We start from the raw sequence: 14,901 nt of genomic DNA, 5'->3' as shown, positions 1-14,901 counted from the left end.
CGCCGACGGTGATGAAGGTGGGTGGCAGGTCGGCGAGGTCGGCGGCGCGGGCGGGGGCCGCGTAAGGGCAGACGTCCTCGGTGCCGGCGCGGTCGCCCAGGATCGCCTGCCAGGCCAGCAGGTTGGTCGAGCGGTCCCAGATCCCGATGTCGGTGATCTCGTGGCTCGACGCGGTCCGGTTGCGGTCGTCGAGCATGGGATACGTCAGGGACTGGAACAGTGGTGCCACGCCGCCGCGGTCGCGGACCATCAGGGCCGTGGCCGCCGCGATCCCTCCGCCGCCGCTCTGGCCGGCGATGCCGATGCGGGTGCCGTCCAGGTCCAGGGCGTCCGCCTCCTGGCAGAGCCACTGGTAGGCGGTGAAGCCGTCCTCGGCGGCGCCGGGGGCGGGCGTCTCCGGGGCGAGCCGGTAGTCGACGGCGGCGATGGCGCAGCCGAGGCTCGCCGCCAGCTTGGTGAGCCACGGCTCGTCCTGGGCGGCGAAGCCGAGCACTTGGCCGCCACCGTGGAACCAGACCAGTACGGGCAGCGGTCCGGTCGCGGTGGTGGGGCGCAGCAGGCGGACCGGCACCTGCACCTCGTGGCCGTCCGGGCCGTCCGGGCCGCCCGCCTGGCCGGCTCGGCCCGTTCCGTTGGCTCGGCTCGCGAGGAGTTCCTCGACGGTGACCGAGGGGTCCGCCGGCGAGCTGTCGGCGGCGGATTCGGCCTGGGCGCGGAAGGCCGCGCGCGTGGTGGCCAGGTCGGTCAGGTCGAACGCGCCGTTCGGGGTCATGGGGACCGCGTCGAGGGCCAGGCCCAGCTCCTGGTCCATCAGCCGACGGGAATCGGGCCTGCGGGTTGCAGGGATGCAGGTGTCGGGCGTGCGCGAATCGGCCATGGTCGTGCCTGCTTTCGGGGAGCGAGGGTGCATCGGGGGAGACGGATCAGGCGCGGAACGAGTCGATGACGACGACACCGGTGGGCCCGTACGTCTCCAGGGACTCCAGGACCTCGCTCGCCTCGTGGAGGCCGACGGTGCGCGAGACGATCCGGCCGGGGCTGAGCCGGCCAGCGGCGATCATGTTCAGCATGGTGCCGAAGCGCTGGCCCTGCATGCCGAAGGCGCTCAGGAACTCCAGCTCCTTGACCATCATGACGTCGATCGGCAGGGCGACGTCGCCCTGTTCCGCGGCGGTGGTGTGCCCGAGCTGGAGGTGGCGGCCGCGGGTGCGCAGGGACAGCACCGAGTTGCGGCAGGCGGCGGCGATGCCCACGGCGTCGACCGACACATGGGCGCCGCCGCCGGTCAGGGTCTTCACGGCCTCGACGGGGTCGGTCGCGGCGGCGTTCACGGTGTGGACCGCGCCGAGCGCGCGGGCGGCGTCCAGCTTGTCGTCCGTGATGTCGATCGCGATGACGTTGGCGCCCGTCGCCGCGGCGATCTCCACCGTCGACAGCCCCGTGCCGCCCCCGGCGCCGTAGACCGCGACCCACTCGCCGCCGCGGACCCGCGCCTGGTCGACGACCCCGTGGAAGGCCGTCATGTAGCGGCAGGCCAGCGCGGCGACGTCGGTGAAGCCGACGCCCTCGGGCACCTCGACCAGGTTGACGTCGGCGAAGCGGACCATGACGTACTCGGCGAAGGCGCCCCAGTACGAGACCCCGGGCACCAGGGAGTCCACATGTTCGCAGACGTGCTGGTTGCCGCTGCGGCACAGCCCGCAGGAGCCCTCGCCGGGGTTCATCGGGAAGATCACGCGGGCGCCCTCCTGCCACCCCCGGACGTTGCGGCCGACCTCCACCACGGTGCCGGCGAACTCGTGTCCGAGCACGAACGGGGCCTGGACCCGCGGTCCGCCGGTCCAGAACTGCCCGGCCCACAGGGCCCAGTCGGTCCGGCAGATGCCGTTCGCCCCGACCCGCACGATCGCCCCGTCCGGCGGGCAGACGGGGTCGGGCACGTCCTGGAGGACGAGCGGGCGGTGGAGTTCCTCGATGACTGCGGCGCGCATGGCGCGGCCTCCTCGTGCTGCGGGGTGAAGACGCGTGGAGCGGGGAGCCGTCACGCGAAGTCCACCGGTTCAAGCGGTGGACCTGGAAGCTAGCCGCTTGTTCGGAACAATGTCAACCGCATAGAGTGGTGGACATGAAGGGTGAGCTGAAGGACGCAGCACCGGTCGGCGCGGGCGGTGCGGACACGGGCGGCACGGGCAGTGCGGGCGTTACGGACGGAACCCGGGAGGGGCGTCAGCGCGCCAAGGCCGACTTCCGCTTCGACGACGCGCGGCTGTGCTTCGCCTTCGCCGGCACCCTGGCCGACCGCGGCACCGGCACGCCCTTCGAACGGCTGGCCCGGCCCGAGGACTTGAGCCGCTGGTCGGTGGAGAGCGGCTGCACCACGGCCGCACCGCCCTGCACCGCGGCCGACCTGGAGCGGGCGCGACACCTCCGCGAGGCGGTCCACCGCACCGGTCGGGCCCTCGCGGAAGCTGTCCCGCCGGCCCTGGAGGACATCGCGCTCGTCAACCGCGCCGCCGCCGAGCCGCCCTCGACACCCGAACTCGCCCCCGACGCCACCACCGTGCGCTGGCGCGGCGACGGGATCGCGGCGGTACTGTCAATGGTCGCCAGGGACTTGATCGCACTCTGCGCCTCGGAGCACCGAGCCCACGTCCGCCTCTGCGGGAACCCCGACTGCGAAGTCCCCTTCGTCGACACCTCCCGCGCGAGCGCCCGCCGCTGGTGCTCGATGAAGACCTGCGGCGCCCTCGCCAAAAAGCGTGCCTACCGCGCGAGGAAGCAGACACCGGAGCGTTGAGGCGGCCCCGGCGCCCGGGTGGTTACCGGGCGGCGGTGCGGCTCTGCCCGATGTGGTACTCGACGGAACCGCACAGGCCGAGCGCGTCCTGCGGATCGTCGGCCCGGTGCCCGAACCGGCGGACGAGCACAACTGAGTCGAGGGTGACCTCTGCGCGGGCCAGCACGAACAGCAGGGTGAGCAGGGCGGCGCGGGCGTTGCCGTCGTCGAACGGGTGGAAGAAGCAGACATCGAGGTGGGCCCGGGCCGCCCTCGCGGCCAGGGAGAGCCGGCCGTCGGCCGCCTGCGCCAGGCAGGCGTCGAGCCGGGCGCGGGTGTCGGGGCCGATGCCGTAGCGCTCGTCGCCGCCCTTGGCGAAGGCGGGGAGGGTGCGCAGCCGCGGGGGTTCGGGAGTACCCAGGACGTGCTGCTGCCAGCCTCGCAGCAGCTCGAAGTCCAGGACCGCTCCGCGTGCCGCGTCGGCCCGCACCAGCTCCAGTGCGGCGAGCAGGCCGGCGCCGCGAGCGGGATCCACGACGGCGTCGAAGGAGCGGAAGTCCTCCGCGGCCCCGTCCCGGGCGGGAGTCACCGGTCCACCGTCGTCACTGCCGTCGCTCTCCGGCCACGGCACGCTGTCGCGCACTTCGATCCAGCGCTCCAGGTGGTCCGGGAGAGGGCCGGGGTCCGGCGGCGACCAGCGGGTGTCCTGCGGGCGCAACGGGCCGACCAGTTTCTCGGCGATGTCCTCCGCCAGGACGGTGTCCGGCGAGGTCCAGCTCTCGAATCGACCGCCGACCGCCTGCCGCACCAGCCGCGCGGCCGACTCGGGGGAGACACCCCAGTAGCCGAGGAACCAGCCCAGGACCTGCAGGCAGTGCCCGTACCAGCCGCTTTCGGCGCCCGTGCGATCGGCCACCCGCAGGATCAGGTTCCGGGCGGCGCGCTCCCACAGGATTCGGTCCGCCACCAGGGTCTCCGGATTCAGCGGGTAGGCCTCGAACCACTCGGCGAGGTCCTCCAGCCACTCGCGCCACTCGCACAGTGCCGCGACGACGTGGTCGACGGTCTCCTCCGGGGTGGTGATCGAGTGCGAGCCGCAGCACCAGCTTCCGACCGGCCCCCCGTCGACGTCCCCCTCGCCGACCGACCATCGCCACCCCGCCGCCCATCGGCCGTAGCGCTGCACCAGCACGTGCGTCATGGCATCGGACCACGGCTTGGCCACGTCCCAGGCCCAGTTGACCCGGGTCGGATCGAAATCGGGGTCCGGCCGGGAGGGTACCTGTCGTGCCGGGCCGAGGGAGCGGACCACGAGCGCCGCCGAGGCGGGATCGAAGGGGTGGTCGGCCGGGTCGACCTCGTCCCAGGTGAGGCCTGCGGGGTGAAATGTCTTCGACACCTGGCCAGGGTGCCACGGGGGCCGGGTGTATGCGCAACGGCGTTTCCGCCCGGGCGCCGACCGTCGTGCCGGCCGGCGCAGGCTGTCGCGGCCGGCCGGGTCGGGCCCGCCCGCAGCGTCACCACGAACATCATCACTGTCAGTAGAGGATGCGGCCCTGCAGCGCAGGCGGATCGAAGGGACCGGCCTGGCGGGAGAGGAAGGATCCGCTGGGGGTGCGGTCGTCATGGCGGCCCCAACTCCGAGGAGGAGGGAGATGGTTGTCGTGATTCTCTTCGTTCGCAAGGTCACCGTGGTGGAGAGGATGCGAGCGCGCGGGTCCTTGTCTGCATGGCCACGACACCCCACCGTGCGCAAACGGTTCCCCTTCCGCACGGATCGTCCGGTCCGCCCCGGGGGAGGTCGGTCCTGGGGCAGGATGATCACTATGACGACAACGACGGACACGACGGACGGCCTGACCTGGCTCGCGGAGCCGCAGTCGATCGCCTACGGCGGGTACAGCGTGGTCCTGGCCCGGGGCCTGGCGTCGGAGGAGTTGGTGGACCGGATCGCCGCGGCGGCCGGGCCCGCGGTCGTGGCCAGGCCGCTCGGCCCGTACACCGGCGAGGACTTGACGGAGGAGTACGAGCTGGAGTTCGCGAGCGACTCCGAGGACATCGCGCTGCGCCACGGGCGGATCGGCGACCTCGCCTTCGCCGTCGCGTACGGCTACTGGCAGGGCGAGTTGGCCGTCGGGCCGGCCGTGTCGCGCGACGGTGCCGAGGTGTTCCACCTGGAGTTCGAGGAGGCGAACGGCAAGCCCGTGCCGCCGTTCTTCTCCGCCTGGCGGGACGGCCGACCGCTGTGTTCCTTCAACCTGCACCTGGACGGCAGCTGGGGCTCGGCCGAGGTCGAGGGTGAGCCGGCGACCGCCGCCGCGGTGACGGCGGCCCTGGCCGAGGCGGGGCTGCCCGACCTGGGGCGCGGGCGGGACGACCTCCACCGCACCAGCCTGGGTGTGCTCGCCCGCTCCTTCGGGCTCGCCCTCCCGCGCGCCGCGGTGGTCGAGGGTGAACTGCCGGCGGTGCTGCTGGAGGTCGGCTGACCCGGCGCCGCGACGGGTGCCGGACGGGCAGTTCCGGAGCGCTGGAGGGGCAGAACGACGGGGGCGGACGGGGCAGAGCGGTAGGGCGGGCGGTGCCGGGAGACCCCGTCCGGCTGTGTCGAGGGGAAGCGTTCTCGCAGGTCGGGCGGGGTGGAGTCGGCTCCGGCGGGCCGGATCGGGAGTGCAGGGGCGTCGGGCGGGGCGGGGAGCGGGCCGCAGTACTGTCCGGCGGGGTTCCGACGGCGGTGCCGGGCGGCCCCGCTCATCCGTACTTCGTCCTCGGGGGATCTGCCATGTCGGCTCGCCGTACTCTGCTCGTTCCGGCCGCGCTCGTCGGCGTCCTCCTCGCCGTGAGCGGCTGCGGACCCGACGACCCGAGCGGCCCGGGACCGGCGCAGGCCGCGACCGGAACACCGGCGGTCGCGACACCGACCGGCGCCCCGGCCAGTTCCCCGACGAGTGCCCCGACCGCCGCGCCGGGTACCGCCGCACCGAAGACCACGACGCCGACGGTGCCCACGACGCCCGCGGCGGACGCGCCGCCGACCGGTGCGGCGGCCGCGCCCGCCGGCGGAGGTGCCGACGATTCCTACGCCTACACCCACCCCTGTGACACCAAGGACCTCACCATCCGGGTGACCGCCCGCCCCGAGGCGCCGAGCCAGCGGGTGATCGAGGTGCGCAACCAGGGCGCGCGCTCCTGCGGCCTGAGCTACTTCCCGCTGGTCAGCGTGGGCGACTCGCACGCCGCCGACCGCAGCAAGGACCTCAGGCCGCTGGTCCCGGGCGGGCTGGGCGGCCCGCCCGCGTACCCGGTCGGCGCCGGGCGGACGGCGTTCGCGGTGATCGACCTCAACCCCGGCGGCGGATCCGCCGCGACCGCGGCCGGGGTCGACGAGCTGAACGTGGTGGCCGACGGTGACCACATGCCGACCGGTGAGACCCGGAACTTCCCGCTCGGCCCCGGTGCGAAGGTCCGGGCGCCCAAGCTGGGCCTGTACCGGGCCACCGTCGCCGACGCGGTCGCGAGCGCCGCCACCGCGGACCAGCGGCAGTAGCGGCGTCGACCCGGCGCGTCGACCCGGCCGGCGTCGGCGCTGCCCGCGCTCAGCCGATCCGGAGGGCCTTGACGCCGGAGAGGAGCGGGACGAGCTGGAAATTGCCGTCCCCGGCACCGCAGGAGGGCTGGGTGTCGGGGGTGTTGGAGATGTTGGTTCCGGCCTTGAAGCGCCCGTCCCTGCTCGGGGCGAAGGTGGTGAAGTGGTCGCGGAAGCCCTCGTAGTAGTACATGCACTGGTGCAGGTTCAGGTACCGGCCGGCGGTCAGGTCCAGGGGCGTGGCGCTCGACAGCAACGGGATGGGGTGGTCCGTCCCTCCGCCGCCGCAGAAGGGGTCGGTGTCGCGGGTGTTGGAGACGTTGGTACCGGCGACGAACTTGACGTCGGTGGTCCCGACCGTCGTGGTGAGGTGGTCCTGGTCGTAGTCGCTCCAGAAGACGCACTGGTGCAGGTTGAGGTAGCGCCCGGTGGTCAGGTCGTAGCCCTCGGCGGCCGTGTAGACACTGGGCTCGTAGGTCCCGTCGCCCGGGCCGCACACGGCCGCGGGTACGGGGGTGTCGGAGATGTCCGTGCCGGCAGTGAACCGGCCGTCCCGGCTGGGGACGAGGGTGGTCATGAGGTCGAAGCTGGTCGGCAGGAACGGGCCGTGGTAGACGCACTGGTGCAGGTTCAGGTACCGGCCCGCCGGGGGCGGCGGGGCTGCGGCGGAGGCGGAGGTGGCGGCGGGAACGGGGCCGACCAGGGCGGCCACGGCCACGGCGGTGGCCGCGAGCGCGGCGGAGCGTGGGAGCACACGCATGGGGGACTCTCCTCGATGCGGTCGGTGCGGCGGCTCGGGACGAGCGACCGTCACGCACGAGGCTTCCCGCTGCCTCCGGAGGCCCCGGCCGTGGGACGGGAACTTCACCTGAACCGACCTTCTCGACGGCCCGGGCCGGGGCCCCGGCGCGTCCCGGGCCTGTCGTTCGTCCACGGGCCTATGGTGCTGGGTGCTCCCGCCCAGACTCTCCCGGAGGACACCGATGGCCGTTCCCGCGCTGGACCATTCGACGACCCGCTACTCCCTGCACCACGCCTACTGGATGGCGCGCGCGGCGGGCCTGGCGCCGCTGGACCGCGAGGCCATCGAGGAACAGGCGCGGGCGTGGGGCTTCGAGGAGGTCAGGCACTTCGAGTCCAAGCACGCCATGCCGTTCCCGATCGAGGACACCCAGGCCTACGTCATGGCCGGTGACCGCATGATCGTCGTCGGGTTCCGCGGTACCGAGGTGCTCAAGATCTACGACTGGCTCACCGACGTGAACACCCCGCCGGTCCCCGGCCCGGCGAACAAGGGCTTCGTGCACTACGGCTTCCACCAGGCACTGCAGTCCGTCTACCCCGGGATCCGCGACACCGTGAAGGAACTGCGCACCGGGAACCAAAGCGTCTGGTTCACCGGACACAGCCTCGGCGGCGCGCTCGCGATGCTGGCCGGCAGCAGGCTCTACTTCGAGGAGCCGCAGCTCCTGCCGGACGGCATCTACACCTTCGGCCAGCCCCGCACGTGCGAGCGCCTGCTCGCCGACGCTCACAACGCGGCCTTCCGGAAGCGCTGCTACCGCTTCGTCAACAACAACGACATCGTCCCCCACCTGCCGCCCGGACCGTTCTTCACCCACGTCGAGGCACTGCGCTACTTCGACGTGGACGGCCGCCTCCACGAGTCCATGCCGCTCGTGGCGGGGCTGAAGGACCGGGCCAAGGGACCACCATCTGCCCAACTACCTGACCGCGTTCGAGAAGAGCCTCGCCGCGTCCGGCTGAACGCCGCACGACACCTCCGCCTCGCCGCCGGGGCCCCGCCGTCACCCTCGCCACGGACCTCGTCGCCGTCGGTGTCCGGCGGGGGGCATCCTCGGGTGGCCGGGGCTTTCGGGTCAGGGCGGTTCATTTGATCAAGGCCCGGACAAGCCCACTCGTGAAAGCGCGAGGCCCTTCGGTTGAGCCCGGTTGAATGTGACTAGTCTGCGGCGGTTCGGCTGCCCGGAATGCTCACTCAGGCTCATCCGAGTGAGATAGTTTGCCAAGTCAGAGTCAAGGTTGTAACTGGTATCAGGCCAGGCTGCAGTGAGCCACTGCCCGTCATTCCATTGGTGATCGGAAATGTGAACTGGTCGAGCCCAGCGACCAAACGTGAATGGGTTAATTCTGGGACCGGAACCCACAGAAGTAAGTTCTTGGCGGCCGCATCCCATTCCCATTCTCCCTCATTGCTGGAGGTTCTCGCGAGAAATGCGAGAGGCCCCCACCACTTGCCTCTCGGTCGAGGATCCGACAGCTTGGCGTCGTCCCATTGAAGATCGAGTTGGGTCGTCCGAGGATCCCAGCTCGGAATGATCTGCACCGCTGCGCCTTGCATCATGACTTCCCCCTGGTGCGGCAGGAATCTTGAAATCTGTTGGCCGGGTCAGGTAATTCCATCGTGCATCCCATGGTGGTGCCCCGCTACCCGACGGTCGGTCGAAAGCATGATCGGACCTGAGCATTTCGATGGCGAAATCGGGTTCGGCAAGGCCGTGCCGTCGCGAACAGATGTTCGGGCACACGGTTCGGGCCCGTGCCCGTGCCCCCGCGCGGCGACCCGTCGGCTCCGCCGCCGGAGTGACACCGGATGCGGGATGCCGCCGTACCTGGCTTCCTTGAATGGGGCGGAAGGCCGTGGGCCCCCCGAACGGACGCCGAGCCGGTGGCGCCCGACGGCCGACGTCCGCCGCCCGACGCCAGACTGCGGAAGGTGAGTGCCGTGAACGCTGCTGACGACCGGAGGCCCGGCCAGGACGGTGCCGACCCGGTGGCGGAGCGGGAGCCGAGCGTGGGCGCGGAGCCGTCGCGGCGGCCGGAGGCCGCGCCCTACCACCATCCGGCGGCGGGTTGGGGTGCGGCACGGAGCGTGACGGAGTTCCTGGTCCGCGAGCGGACCCTGCTGGACGGCCCGCGGGCGATCCTGAAGATGAACCACGAGAACGGCGGCTTCGACTGCCCGGGCTGCGCCTGGCCGGACGACACCAAGGGCCTGCACCTGGACATCTGCGAGAACGGCATCAAGCACGTCACCTGGGAGATGACCCGCAAACGGGTCGGCCGGGAGTTCTTCGCCGCGCACACCGTCACCGAACTGTCGCGGTGGAGCGACTTCGCGCTGGAGGACCAGGGCCGCCTCACCGAGCCGATGGTGTACGACGAGGCCACGGACCGGTACGTGCCGATCGACTGGCAACAGGCCTTCGACCTGTTCGGCGAGAGCGTGCGCGCCCTGGCCGACCCGAACCAGGCCGCGTTCTACACCTCGGGGCGGCTCGGCAACGAGGCCACCTTCCTGTACCAATTGATGGCCCGCGAGCTCGGCACCAACAACCTCCCCGACTGCTCGAACATGTGCCACGAGGCATCCGGGCGCGCCCTGCAGGCCGCGCTCGGCACCGGGAAGGGCACCGCCGACCTCAAGGACTGGGAGATGGCGGACGCGTTGTTCATCCTCGGTGTCAACGCGGCGTCCAACGCGCCCCGGATGCTCACCGCGCTGGCCGACGCGACCCGGCGCGGCGCGCGGATCGTGCACGTCAACCCGCTGGTCGAGGCCGCCGCGACCCGCACCATCGTGCCGCACGAGTTCCTCGACATGGCCCTGTTCAAGGCGACGAGCACCAGCACCCTCAACCTCCAGGTCCGCATCGGCGGCGACATGGCCCTGCTGCGCGGCATCGCCAAGGCCCTCCTGGAGCAGTCCGCGCAGGACCCGAAGGCGCTGGACGCGCAGTTCGTCGAACGGCACACCACCGGCTTCGCCGCCTACCGCGACCTGTGCGAGCAAACTCCCTGGGAGGAACTGGAACGGCAGAGCGGCCTCAGCCGCGAGCAGATCCTGCACGCCGCCCGGATCTACCGGGAGGCGGACCGGTCGATCTTCTCCTGGTGCCTCGGCGTCACCCAGCACGAGCACGGCGTCGACGCGATCCGGGAGATCGTCAACGTCCTGCTGCTCCGGGGCAACATCGGCCGCGAGGGCGCCGGCCCGTCCCCGGTGCGCGGGCACTCCAACGTCCAGGGCAACCGCACCTGCGGCATCGACCACCGGCCCGCACCCGACTTCCTGGACCGCCTCTCCGCCGTCTGCGGAATCGACGCGCCGCGCGAGCACGGCAAGGACACGGTCGCGACCATCGGGGCGATGGCCCGCGGCGAGGTGAAGGTCTTCGTCGGCATGGGCGGCAACTTCGCCCTCGCCGCACCCGACACCGACTACACCTACCGCGCGCTGCGCCGCTGCGAGCTGACGGTCCACGTGTCCACCAAGCTGAACCGCAGCCACCTGGTGCACGGACGGCGGGCGCTGATCCTGCCGTGCCTGGGCCGCACCGAGCAGGATCACCAGCGCGGCGGCCTCCAGGCCACCTCGGTGGAGGATTCCATGAGCATGGTCCACCTGTCCGTCGGGATGAAGAAGAAGCCGGCCTCCCGCCACCTGCTCTCCGAGCCGGCCGTCATCGCCGGCCTCGCCCGGGCCGCGCTGCCGGACAGCGCCACCCCGTGGGAGTGGTACGTGGAGGACTACGACCGGATCCGCGACACCATGGCCGAGGTCCTGGACGGCTTCGAGGACTTCAACCGGCGGGTGCGGCTTCCGCTCGGCTTCCGGATCAAGCAGCCCGCCCGCGAACTCGTCTTCCTCACCCCGTCCGGCCGCGCCGAGTTCTCCGCCGCCCCGCTGCCCGACGTCGTGCCCGCGCCGGGCACGCTGGTGCTCGGCACCATGCGCTCGCACGACCAGTGGAACACCACCATCTACTCCGACAACGACCGCTACCGCGGCGTCAAGAATCTGCGCACGCTCATCTTCATGAACCCGGACGACATGCGGGCACGCCACCTCGCCGAGTTCGACCCCGTCGACATCACCGCCACCGCCCGGGACGGCTCCACCCGCTCCCTGTACGGCTACCTCGCCGTTCCCCACGACCTGCCCCGCGGCTGCGCGGCCGGCTACATGCCGGAGATGAACGTGCTGTGCGCGATCGGCGACTACTCCACCCAGAGCGACCAGCCGATCATGAAGCACCTCAACGTCACGGTGGCCCCCGCCGCCGAGGGGACCGCCCGGGAGACCACCCGCCCGGAGTGACGCGGAGCCGGGGCACGGTCTCGGTCTCCGGTGCAGGGGGCGACCCCGAGTCAGCAGCCCGCACCCGCCCGACCGTCACCTCGGCCGGGCGTGATGGCTTCGATTGGGGTCACGCTGTGTCACGAGTGCCCTGCCGGGCGCTCGTGGTCGGCGTACGGCCGACCCGTGCTCGGCCGCGTCGTAGGTTCGCGCCGTCAGGGGGCGGGCATGGCCTGTCCGCCCGGCCGATGGGGGGTCACGCGGCCGCGAGAGCCAGGTCGCGCTGGTCGTCGATGAGGGCGATGTTGCCGACCGACTGGTCGTCAACCTCAACGTCGGCAATGTCCACACCTTCACCGTCATGGGCGATGGCGGGTCCGACATCATCGCTCACAACAGCAGTGAGGTCGTCTGCCCGATCCACGGTCCGCAAAAGCGGCCCTGGCAGCTCTCGTCCAGCAGGAACGGGAAGACCGAGAAGCAGGGCGGTCACACGTACATCGAGCAGCCGAAGGACCGCAAGGGCAACGTCCAATGGTGGTTGCGCGACACTGCGAACCACGCGAGCATCGCCTTCGCAGTGGTCGAGGTGGCGGCGAGGGCCATGTCTTCGCCGCCGCCTCTCGTATTCGAGTATTGGAAGGATGTCCGAATTGAGTTGTTCGGAGCTGGTGGACATCATTAGGGAAACGGCCGAGGTCGGTGTCTGGCGTGGCACCGGAAACCTTGATGAGGAGGCACTGGAGAACATCGAGTATTTTCCCGACCTGGTTGACGATGCCGAGGATGCCGACTCGGCTGAGCTGGCTGCTGCACTGGCGGGCACTATGGAGACTTGGTTGCAGGATGCCGCGTCCGACGGCACGGGAAGGCCTGGTGTCGTCTATGTGTGGTACGACGACCAGGCGGGGCAGTTGCGCATGTCGTTCGTTTCCGCCGGGCGCGACGATATTCCATTCCGGGCATCGCTGCTGTTCGTCGACCGTGTGCAGGATGTCGTGGACGAATTCCTTGCGCGCGAATACCGCGGTCTCAGTGACCAATTGAAGATCTTCGCCCTTGAAGTGGCGGGAGCGGTCTGACGCCGACGAAGCGGAACGGAAGCGTCGGTAGACGGCAGACGACAGCGTGCCGGTTGAGGAAGTGGCGTACCCGTGCGTCCTGTTCGACGAGGAAGAAGCGACGGGATCCGAAGGCGTAAGGGCCCTCGCAGGCCGGGATGCGGATTGGCAGGAGGAGCGCAGTGGCGCATCATCGCGGCATGATCTCTTGGATTCGCCGTCGGCGTCGTGACAAGCAACGGGACCGGGAAGCTTCGTGGATGGAGGAGCGGGTGATGCTGACGGCGGACTCCGAATGCCTGACCGTGGTCTTCGAGCCGATGGGGGCGGTCTACGAGATCCAGCCGGGGGAGGATCTGGTCATCGTGTTCGAGGGGCCGGCGACCCATCCCGGTGGTGTGGAGTATCGAGCGGACTATGTATCGGTCGCGCCAGGTCTTGTGGGGCGCATGAGCGCGTTCGACTCGGCGGGGGGCGAGATCGACCTCGAAACCGGGGTGCCGCTCTGAAGCGGGGTCCGGTCAGGTGCGACGGGTGACGGCGACGCCCGCCAGGCACAGGGCGCCGCCGGCCAGGGTCAGCAGGGCGGGGGTTTCGCCGAGGAGGAGCCAGGCCATGGCGACGACGAGGGCGGGGACGGAGTAGGTGGTGGCGCCCATGCGGGCGGCGGTGGTGCGGGAGAGGGCGTAGGCCCAGGTGGTGAAGGCCAGGGCGGTCGGGAACAGGCCGAGGTAGAGCACGTTGAGGGTCGCGGACGCAGGTGCGGCGGACAGGTCGGACACCAGTTGGGGGGCGAAGGGCAGGCAGGCGATCGCGCCGATCAGGCAGCCGAAGGTCGTCACCTGGAGGGCGCTGGCGTGTCGCAGGGCGGGCTTCTGGCTCACCACGCCAGCCGCGTAGGCCACGGCCGCGAGCAGGCACAGGCCGATGCCGGTCACCGAACTGCCGTCGCCGCCCGACATGGAGAGGCCGACGACGACCACACCGGTCAGGGAGACGGCCATGCCGGCGAGCAGCTTGGACGGGAGGCCCTCGCGCAGCAGCCAGCCGCCCAGCAGGGCGATCAGGATGGGGCCGATGCCGATCAGCATCGCGGCCGTGCCTGCCTCGACCTCCTTCTCGCCCCAGTTCAGGGCGACCATGTAGAGGCCGAACCAGAGCACGCCGGAGACGGCGATGCCCGGCCAGGCGGCGCGCGGGGGCAGGCCCTCCCGGCGGTAGGCCAGCAGGCCGAGCAGGGCGACCGTTCCCACCAGCAGGCGGCCGAGCGCCAGGGATCCGGGCCCGAAGTGCTCGTTCGCGCTCCGGATCGCCACGAAGGCGGATGCCCACAGGACCACCGTCGTCGAGGCCGCTGCCAGTGCCTTGCTGTCCCTCGGGGCCACGCCCGCCGCTGAGATGCTCATGCGGGAGAACCTATGGTGTCGAGGTTTCGGTCCGCATCGAAATAACGCCCTCAGCCGGCTCCGCCGCCGAGGACGACGTCGGCGATCAGGCGCGCCACCACCTCCGGCTGCTCCAGCATCACCATGTGCCCGCTGTCGGGGACCTCCACCAGGGTGGCGGAGGGGCAGGCTTCGAGCGCGGCGCGCTCGGTGTCGGTGAGCCCCACCTCGTCCCGGTCGCCGCGCACCACCCAGGCGCGGGCGCCGGACTCGCACAGCCGGGGTACCAGTTGGCCGTGGCGGTCCAGGTAGGCGAAGTACTCGGCGATGGCGCGGTTGCAGAACGACGGGGAGTTCCGCTTCAGATCGGCGACCAGCTCCGCCCGGCGCGGTTCCGGGAAACCCTCGGCCAGGATCTTCGGCGTCAGCCACAGCATGACCGGCCAGACCAGGGCGCCGAGCCCCGGGACCCGCCCGAGTGCCGAGGCGACCGCGAGCGCCGTGGACTCGTCCGGTCTTGAGAACGTGGGGGAGAGCAGCACCACCGGTCCGGAGAAGTGTCCGCCGGCCACCATCTCCAGGGCGATGTTGGCGCCGATGCTGTGGCCGACCACGGTCGTGCAGCCGTGTTCGGCCGCGAAGGTGCCGGTGATCGCCGCATAGTTCTCGATCGACACGTCCACGGGCGCGATCGTGCCGGCGTGGCCGGGGACGGTCGCCGCGATCAGGCGGATCGGTGCGTCGGCGAGTGCGGAGGCCGCCGTCATGTCGGCGAAGAAGGTCGTGCCGCACATCCCGCCGGGCAGGAGCAGTACCCGGTGCGGGGCGTCGGGCGGACCGGACTCCCGGACGTCCCAGGCGTGGAACTGCGCGGCACCGACCATGGTTCGACCCTCCGGGCTCGTACGACGACCCGCATTGTCGCGTGCCGTGCCGCAACGGTCGGTGACCTTGGGCCGGGCGTGGCATGTCGGCCAGTGCGAGGGCGGGCGGTG

At 71.3% G+C, this 14,901-nt stretch carries 14 protein-coding genes; 7 read left to right on the top strand and 7 right to left on the bottom strand.

Going from position 1 to position 14,901, the window contains the following annotated elements; translation table 11 throughout:
• Positions 1–811 (bottom strand): alpha/beta hydrolase fold domain-containing protein (locus VR45_RS37685; RefSeq protein ID WP_052709684.1); only part of this gene is annotated, 811 nt, incomplete at its 3' end.
• A 112-nt stretch (positions 812–923) separates the two neighbouring features.
• Complete coding sequence (locus VR45_RS37680) at positions 924–1,991, bottom strand: alcohol dehydrogenase catalytic domain-containing protein (protein ID WP_045944454.1); 1,068 nt, start codon at positions 1,989–1,991, stop codon at positions 924–926.
• Between the two features lie 134 nt (positions 1,992–2,125).
• Between VR45_RS37680 and VR45_RS37675 the strand changes: the two genes are divergently transcribed.
• Positions 2,126–2,797, top strand: a complete 672-nt coding sequence (locus VR45_RS37675) for a CGNR zinc finger domain-containing protein (protein WP_159394507.1) — start codon at positions 2,126–2,128, stop codon at positions 2,795–2,797.
• A 22-nt stretch (positions 2,798–2,819) separates the two neighbouring features.
• Here VR45_RS37675 and VR45_RS37670 read toward each other — a convergent pair whose 3' ends face one another.
• Positions 2,820–4,175 carry a Fic family protein gene (locus VR45_RS37670; RefSeq protein ID WP_045944453.1) on the bottom strand — a complete coding sequence of 452 codons (1,356 nt, stop codon included), beginning with the start codon at positions 4,173–4,175 and terminating at the stop codon, positions 2,820–2,822.
• Positions 4,176–4,602: 427 nt separating this feature from the next.
• Between VR45_RS37670 and VR45_RS37665 the strand changes: the two genes are divergently transcribed.
• On the top strand, positions 4,603–5,262 hold the full coding sequence (locus tag VR45_RS37665; RefSeq protein WP_045944452.1) for a hypothetical protein: 660 nt from the start codon (positions 4,603–4,605) through the stop codon (positions 5,260–5,262).
• A 293-nt stretch (positions 5,263–5,555) separates the two neighbouring features.
• Positions 5,556–6,320, top strand: coding sequence for a DUF4232 domain-containing protein (locus VR45_RS37660; RefSeq protein ID WP_045944451.1), 765 nt, complete (start codon positions 5,556–5,558; stop codon positions 6,318–6,320).
• Between the two features lie 49 nt (positions 6,321–6,369).
• Here VR45_RS37660 and VR45_RS37655 read toward each other — a convergent pair whose 3' ends face one another.
• Positions 6,370–7,119: a hypothetical protein gene (locus tag VR45_RS37655; protein ID WP_045944450.1), complete on the bottom strand. Its 750-nt coding sequence runs from the start codon at positions 7,117–7,119 to the stop codon at positions 6,370–6,372.
• A 223-nt stretch (positions 7,120–7,342) separates the two neighbouring features.
• Here VR45_RS37655 and VR45_RS37650 point away from each other — a divergent pair, with 223 nt between their 5' ends.
• Both VR45_RS37650 and VR45_RS37645 read left to right on the top strand, forming a co-directional pair.
• A complete protein-coding gene (locus tag VR45_RS37650; RefSeq protein WP_063772616.1) occupies positions 7,343–8,257 on the top strand; it encodes a lipase family protein in 915 nt (304 codons plus the stop codon).
• 896 nt (positions 8,258–9,153) lie between these two features.
• Complete coding sequence (locus tag VR45_RS37645) at positions 9,154–11,481, top strand: FdhF/YdeP family oxidoreductase (protein WP_078897369.1); 2,328 nt, start codon at positions 9,154–9,156, stop codon at positions 11,479–11,481.
• Between the two features lie 235 nt (positions 11,482–11,716).
• Here VR45_RS37645 and VR45_RS47580 read toward each other — a convergent pair whose 3' ends face one another.
• The gene (locus VR45_RS47580; protein WP_159394506.1) at positions 11,717–11,854 is read right to left on the bottom strand and encodes a hypothetical protein; all 138 of its coding nucleotides are present in this window, start codon (positions 11,852–11,854) and stop codon (positions 11,717–11,719) included.
• A 250-nt stretch (positions 11,855–12,104) separates the two neighbouring features.
• On the opposite strand from VR45_RS47580, the gene VR45_RS37640 reads away from it, so the two are divergent.
• Complete coding sequence (locus VR45_RS37640) at positions 12,105–12,542, top strand: hypothetical protein (RefSeq protein WP_159394505.1); 438 nt, start codon at positions 12,105–12,107, stop codon at positions 12,540–12,542.
• A gap of 179 nt (positions 12,543–12,721) precedes the next feature.
• The gene (locus tag VR45_RS37635) at positions 12,722–13,030 is read left to right on the top strand and encodes a hypothetical protein (RefSeq protein ID WP_159394504.1); all 309 of its coding nucleotides are present in this window, start codon (positions 12,722–12,724) and stop codon (positions 13,028–13,030) included.
• Positions 13,031–13,042: 12 nt separating this feature from the next.
• On the opposite strand, the gene VR45_RS37630 is transcribed toward VR45_RS37635, so the two are convergent.
• Positions 13,043–13,927, bottom strand: coding sequence for a DMT family transporter (locus VR45_RS37630; RefSeq protein WP_045944446.1), 885 nt, complete (start codon positions 13,925–13,927; stop codon positions 13,043–13,045).
• A 50-nt stretch (positions 13,928–13,977) separates the two neighbouring features.
• Positions 13,978–14,790 (bottom strand): alpha/beta hydrolase, encoded by an 813-nt coding sequence (locus VR45_RS37625; protein ID WP_045944445.1) that lies wholly within the window; start codon positions 14,788–14,790, stop codon positions 13,978–13,980.
• Positions 14,791–14,901: the final 111 nt, after the last annotated feature.

This window comes from Streptomyces sp. NRRL S-495 (assembly GCF_000966955.1).
In the GTDB taxonomy this organism is placed as follows: Bacteria; Actinomycetota; Actinomycetes; order Streptomycetales; family Streptomycetaceae; genus Kitasatospora; species Kitasatospora purpeofusca.
The sequence above is the reverse complement of the archived record's forward strand: the minus strand, read 5'-3'. Positions and strand labels throughout refer to the sequence as shown.

Bases quoted from the DNA above. Each gene is read 5' to 3' on its own strand.
- VR45_RS37660 (WP_045944451.1), top strand. From the start codon at position 5,556: ATGTCGGCTCGCCGTACTCTGCTCGTTCCGGCCGCGCTCGTCGGCGTC.
- VR45_RS37635 (WP_159394504.1), top strand. From the start codon at position 12,722: ATGATCTCTTGGATTCGCCGTCGGCGTCGTGACAAGCAACGGGACCGG.
- VR45_RS37655 (WP_045944450.1), bottom strand. From the start codon at position 7,119: ATGCGTGTGCTCCCACGCTCCGCCGCGCTCGCGGCCACCGCCGTGGCC.
- VR45_RS37680 (WP_045944454.1), bottom strand. From the start codon at position 1,991: ATGCGCGCCGCAGTCATCGAGGAACTCCACCGCCCGCTCGTCCTCCAG.
- VR45_RS37650 (WP_063772616.1), top strand. From the start codon at position 7,343: ATGGCCGTTCCCGCGCTGGACCATTCGACGACCCGCTACTCCCTGCAC.
- VR45_RS37630 (WP_045944446.1), bottom strand. From the start codon at position 13,927: ATGAGCATCTCAGCGGCGGGCGTGGCCCCGAGGGACAGCAAGGCACTG.
- VR45_RS37625 (WP_045944445.1), bottom strand. From the start codon at position 14,790: ATGGTCGGTGCCGCGCAGTTCCACGCCTGGGACGTCCGGGAGTCCGGT.
- VR45_RS37665 (WP_045944452.1), top strand. From the start codon at position 4,603: ATGACGACAACGACGGACACGACGGACGGCCTGACCTGGCTCGCGGAG.
- VR45_RS37675 (WP_159394507.1), top strand. From the start codon at position 2,126: ATGAAGGGTGAGCTGAAGGACGCAGCACCGGTCGGCGCGGGCGGTGCG.
- VR45_RS37640 (WP_159394505.1), top strand. From the start codon at position 12,105: ATGTCCGAATTGAGTTGTTCGGAGCTGGTGGACATCATTAGGGAAACG.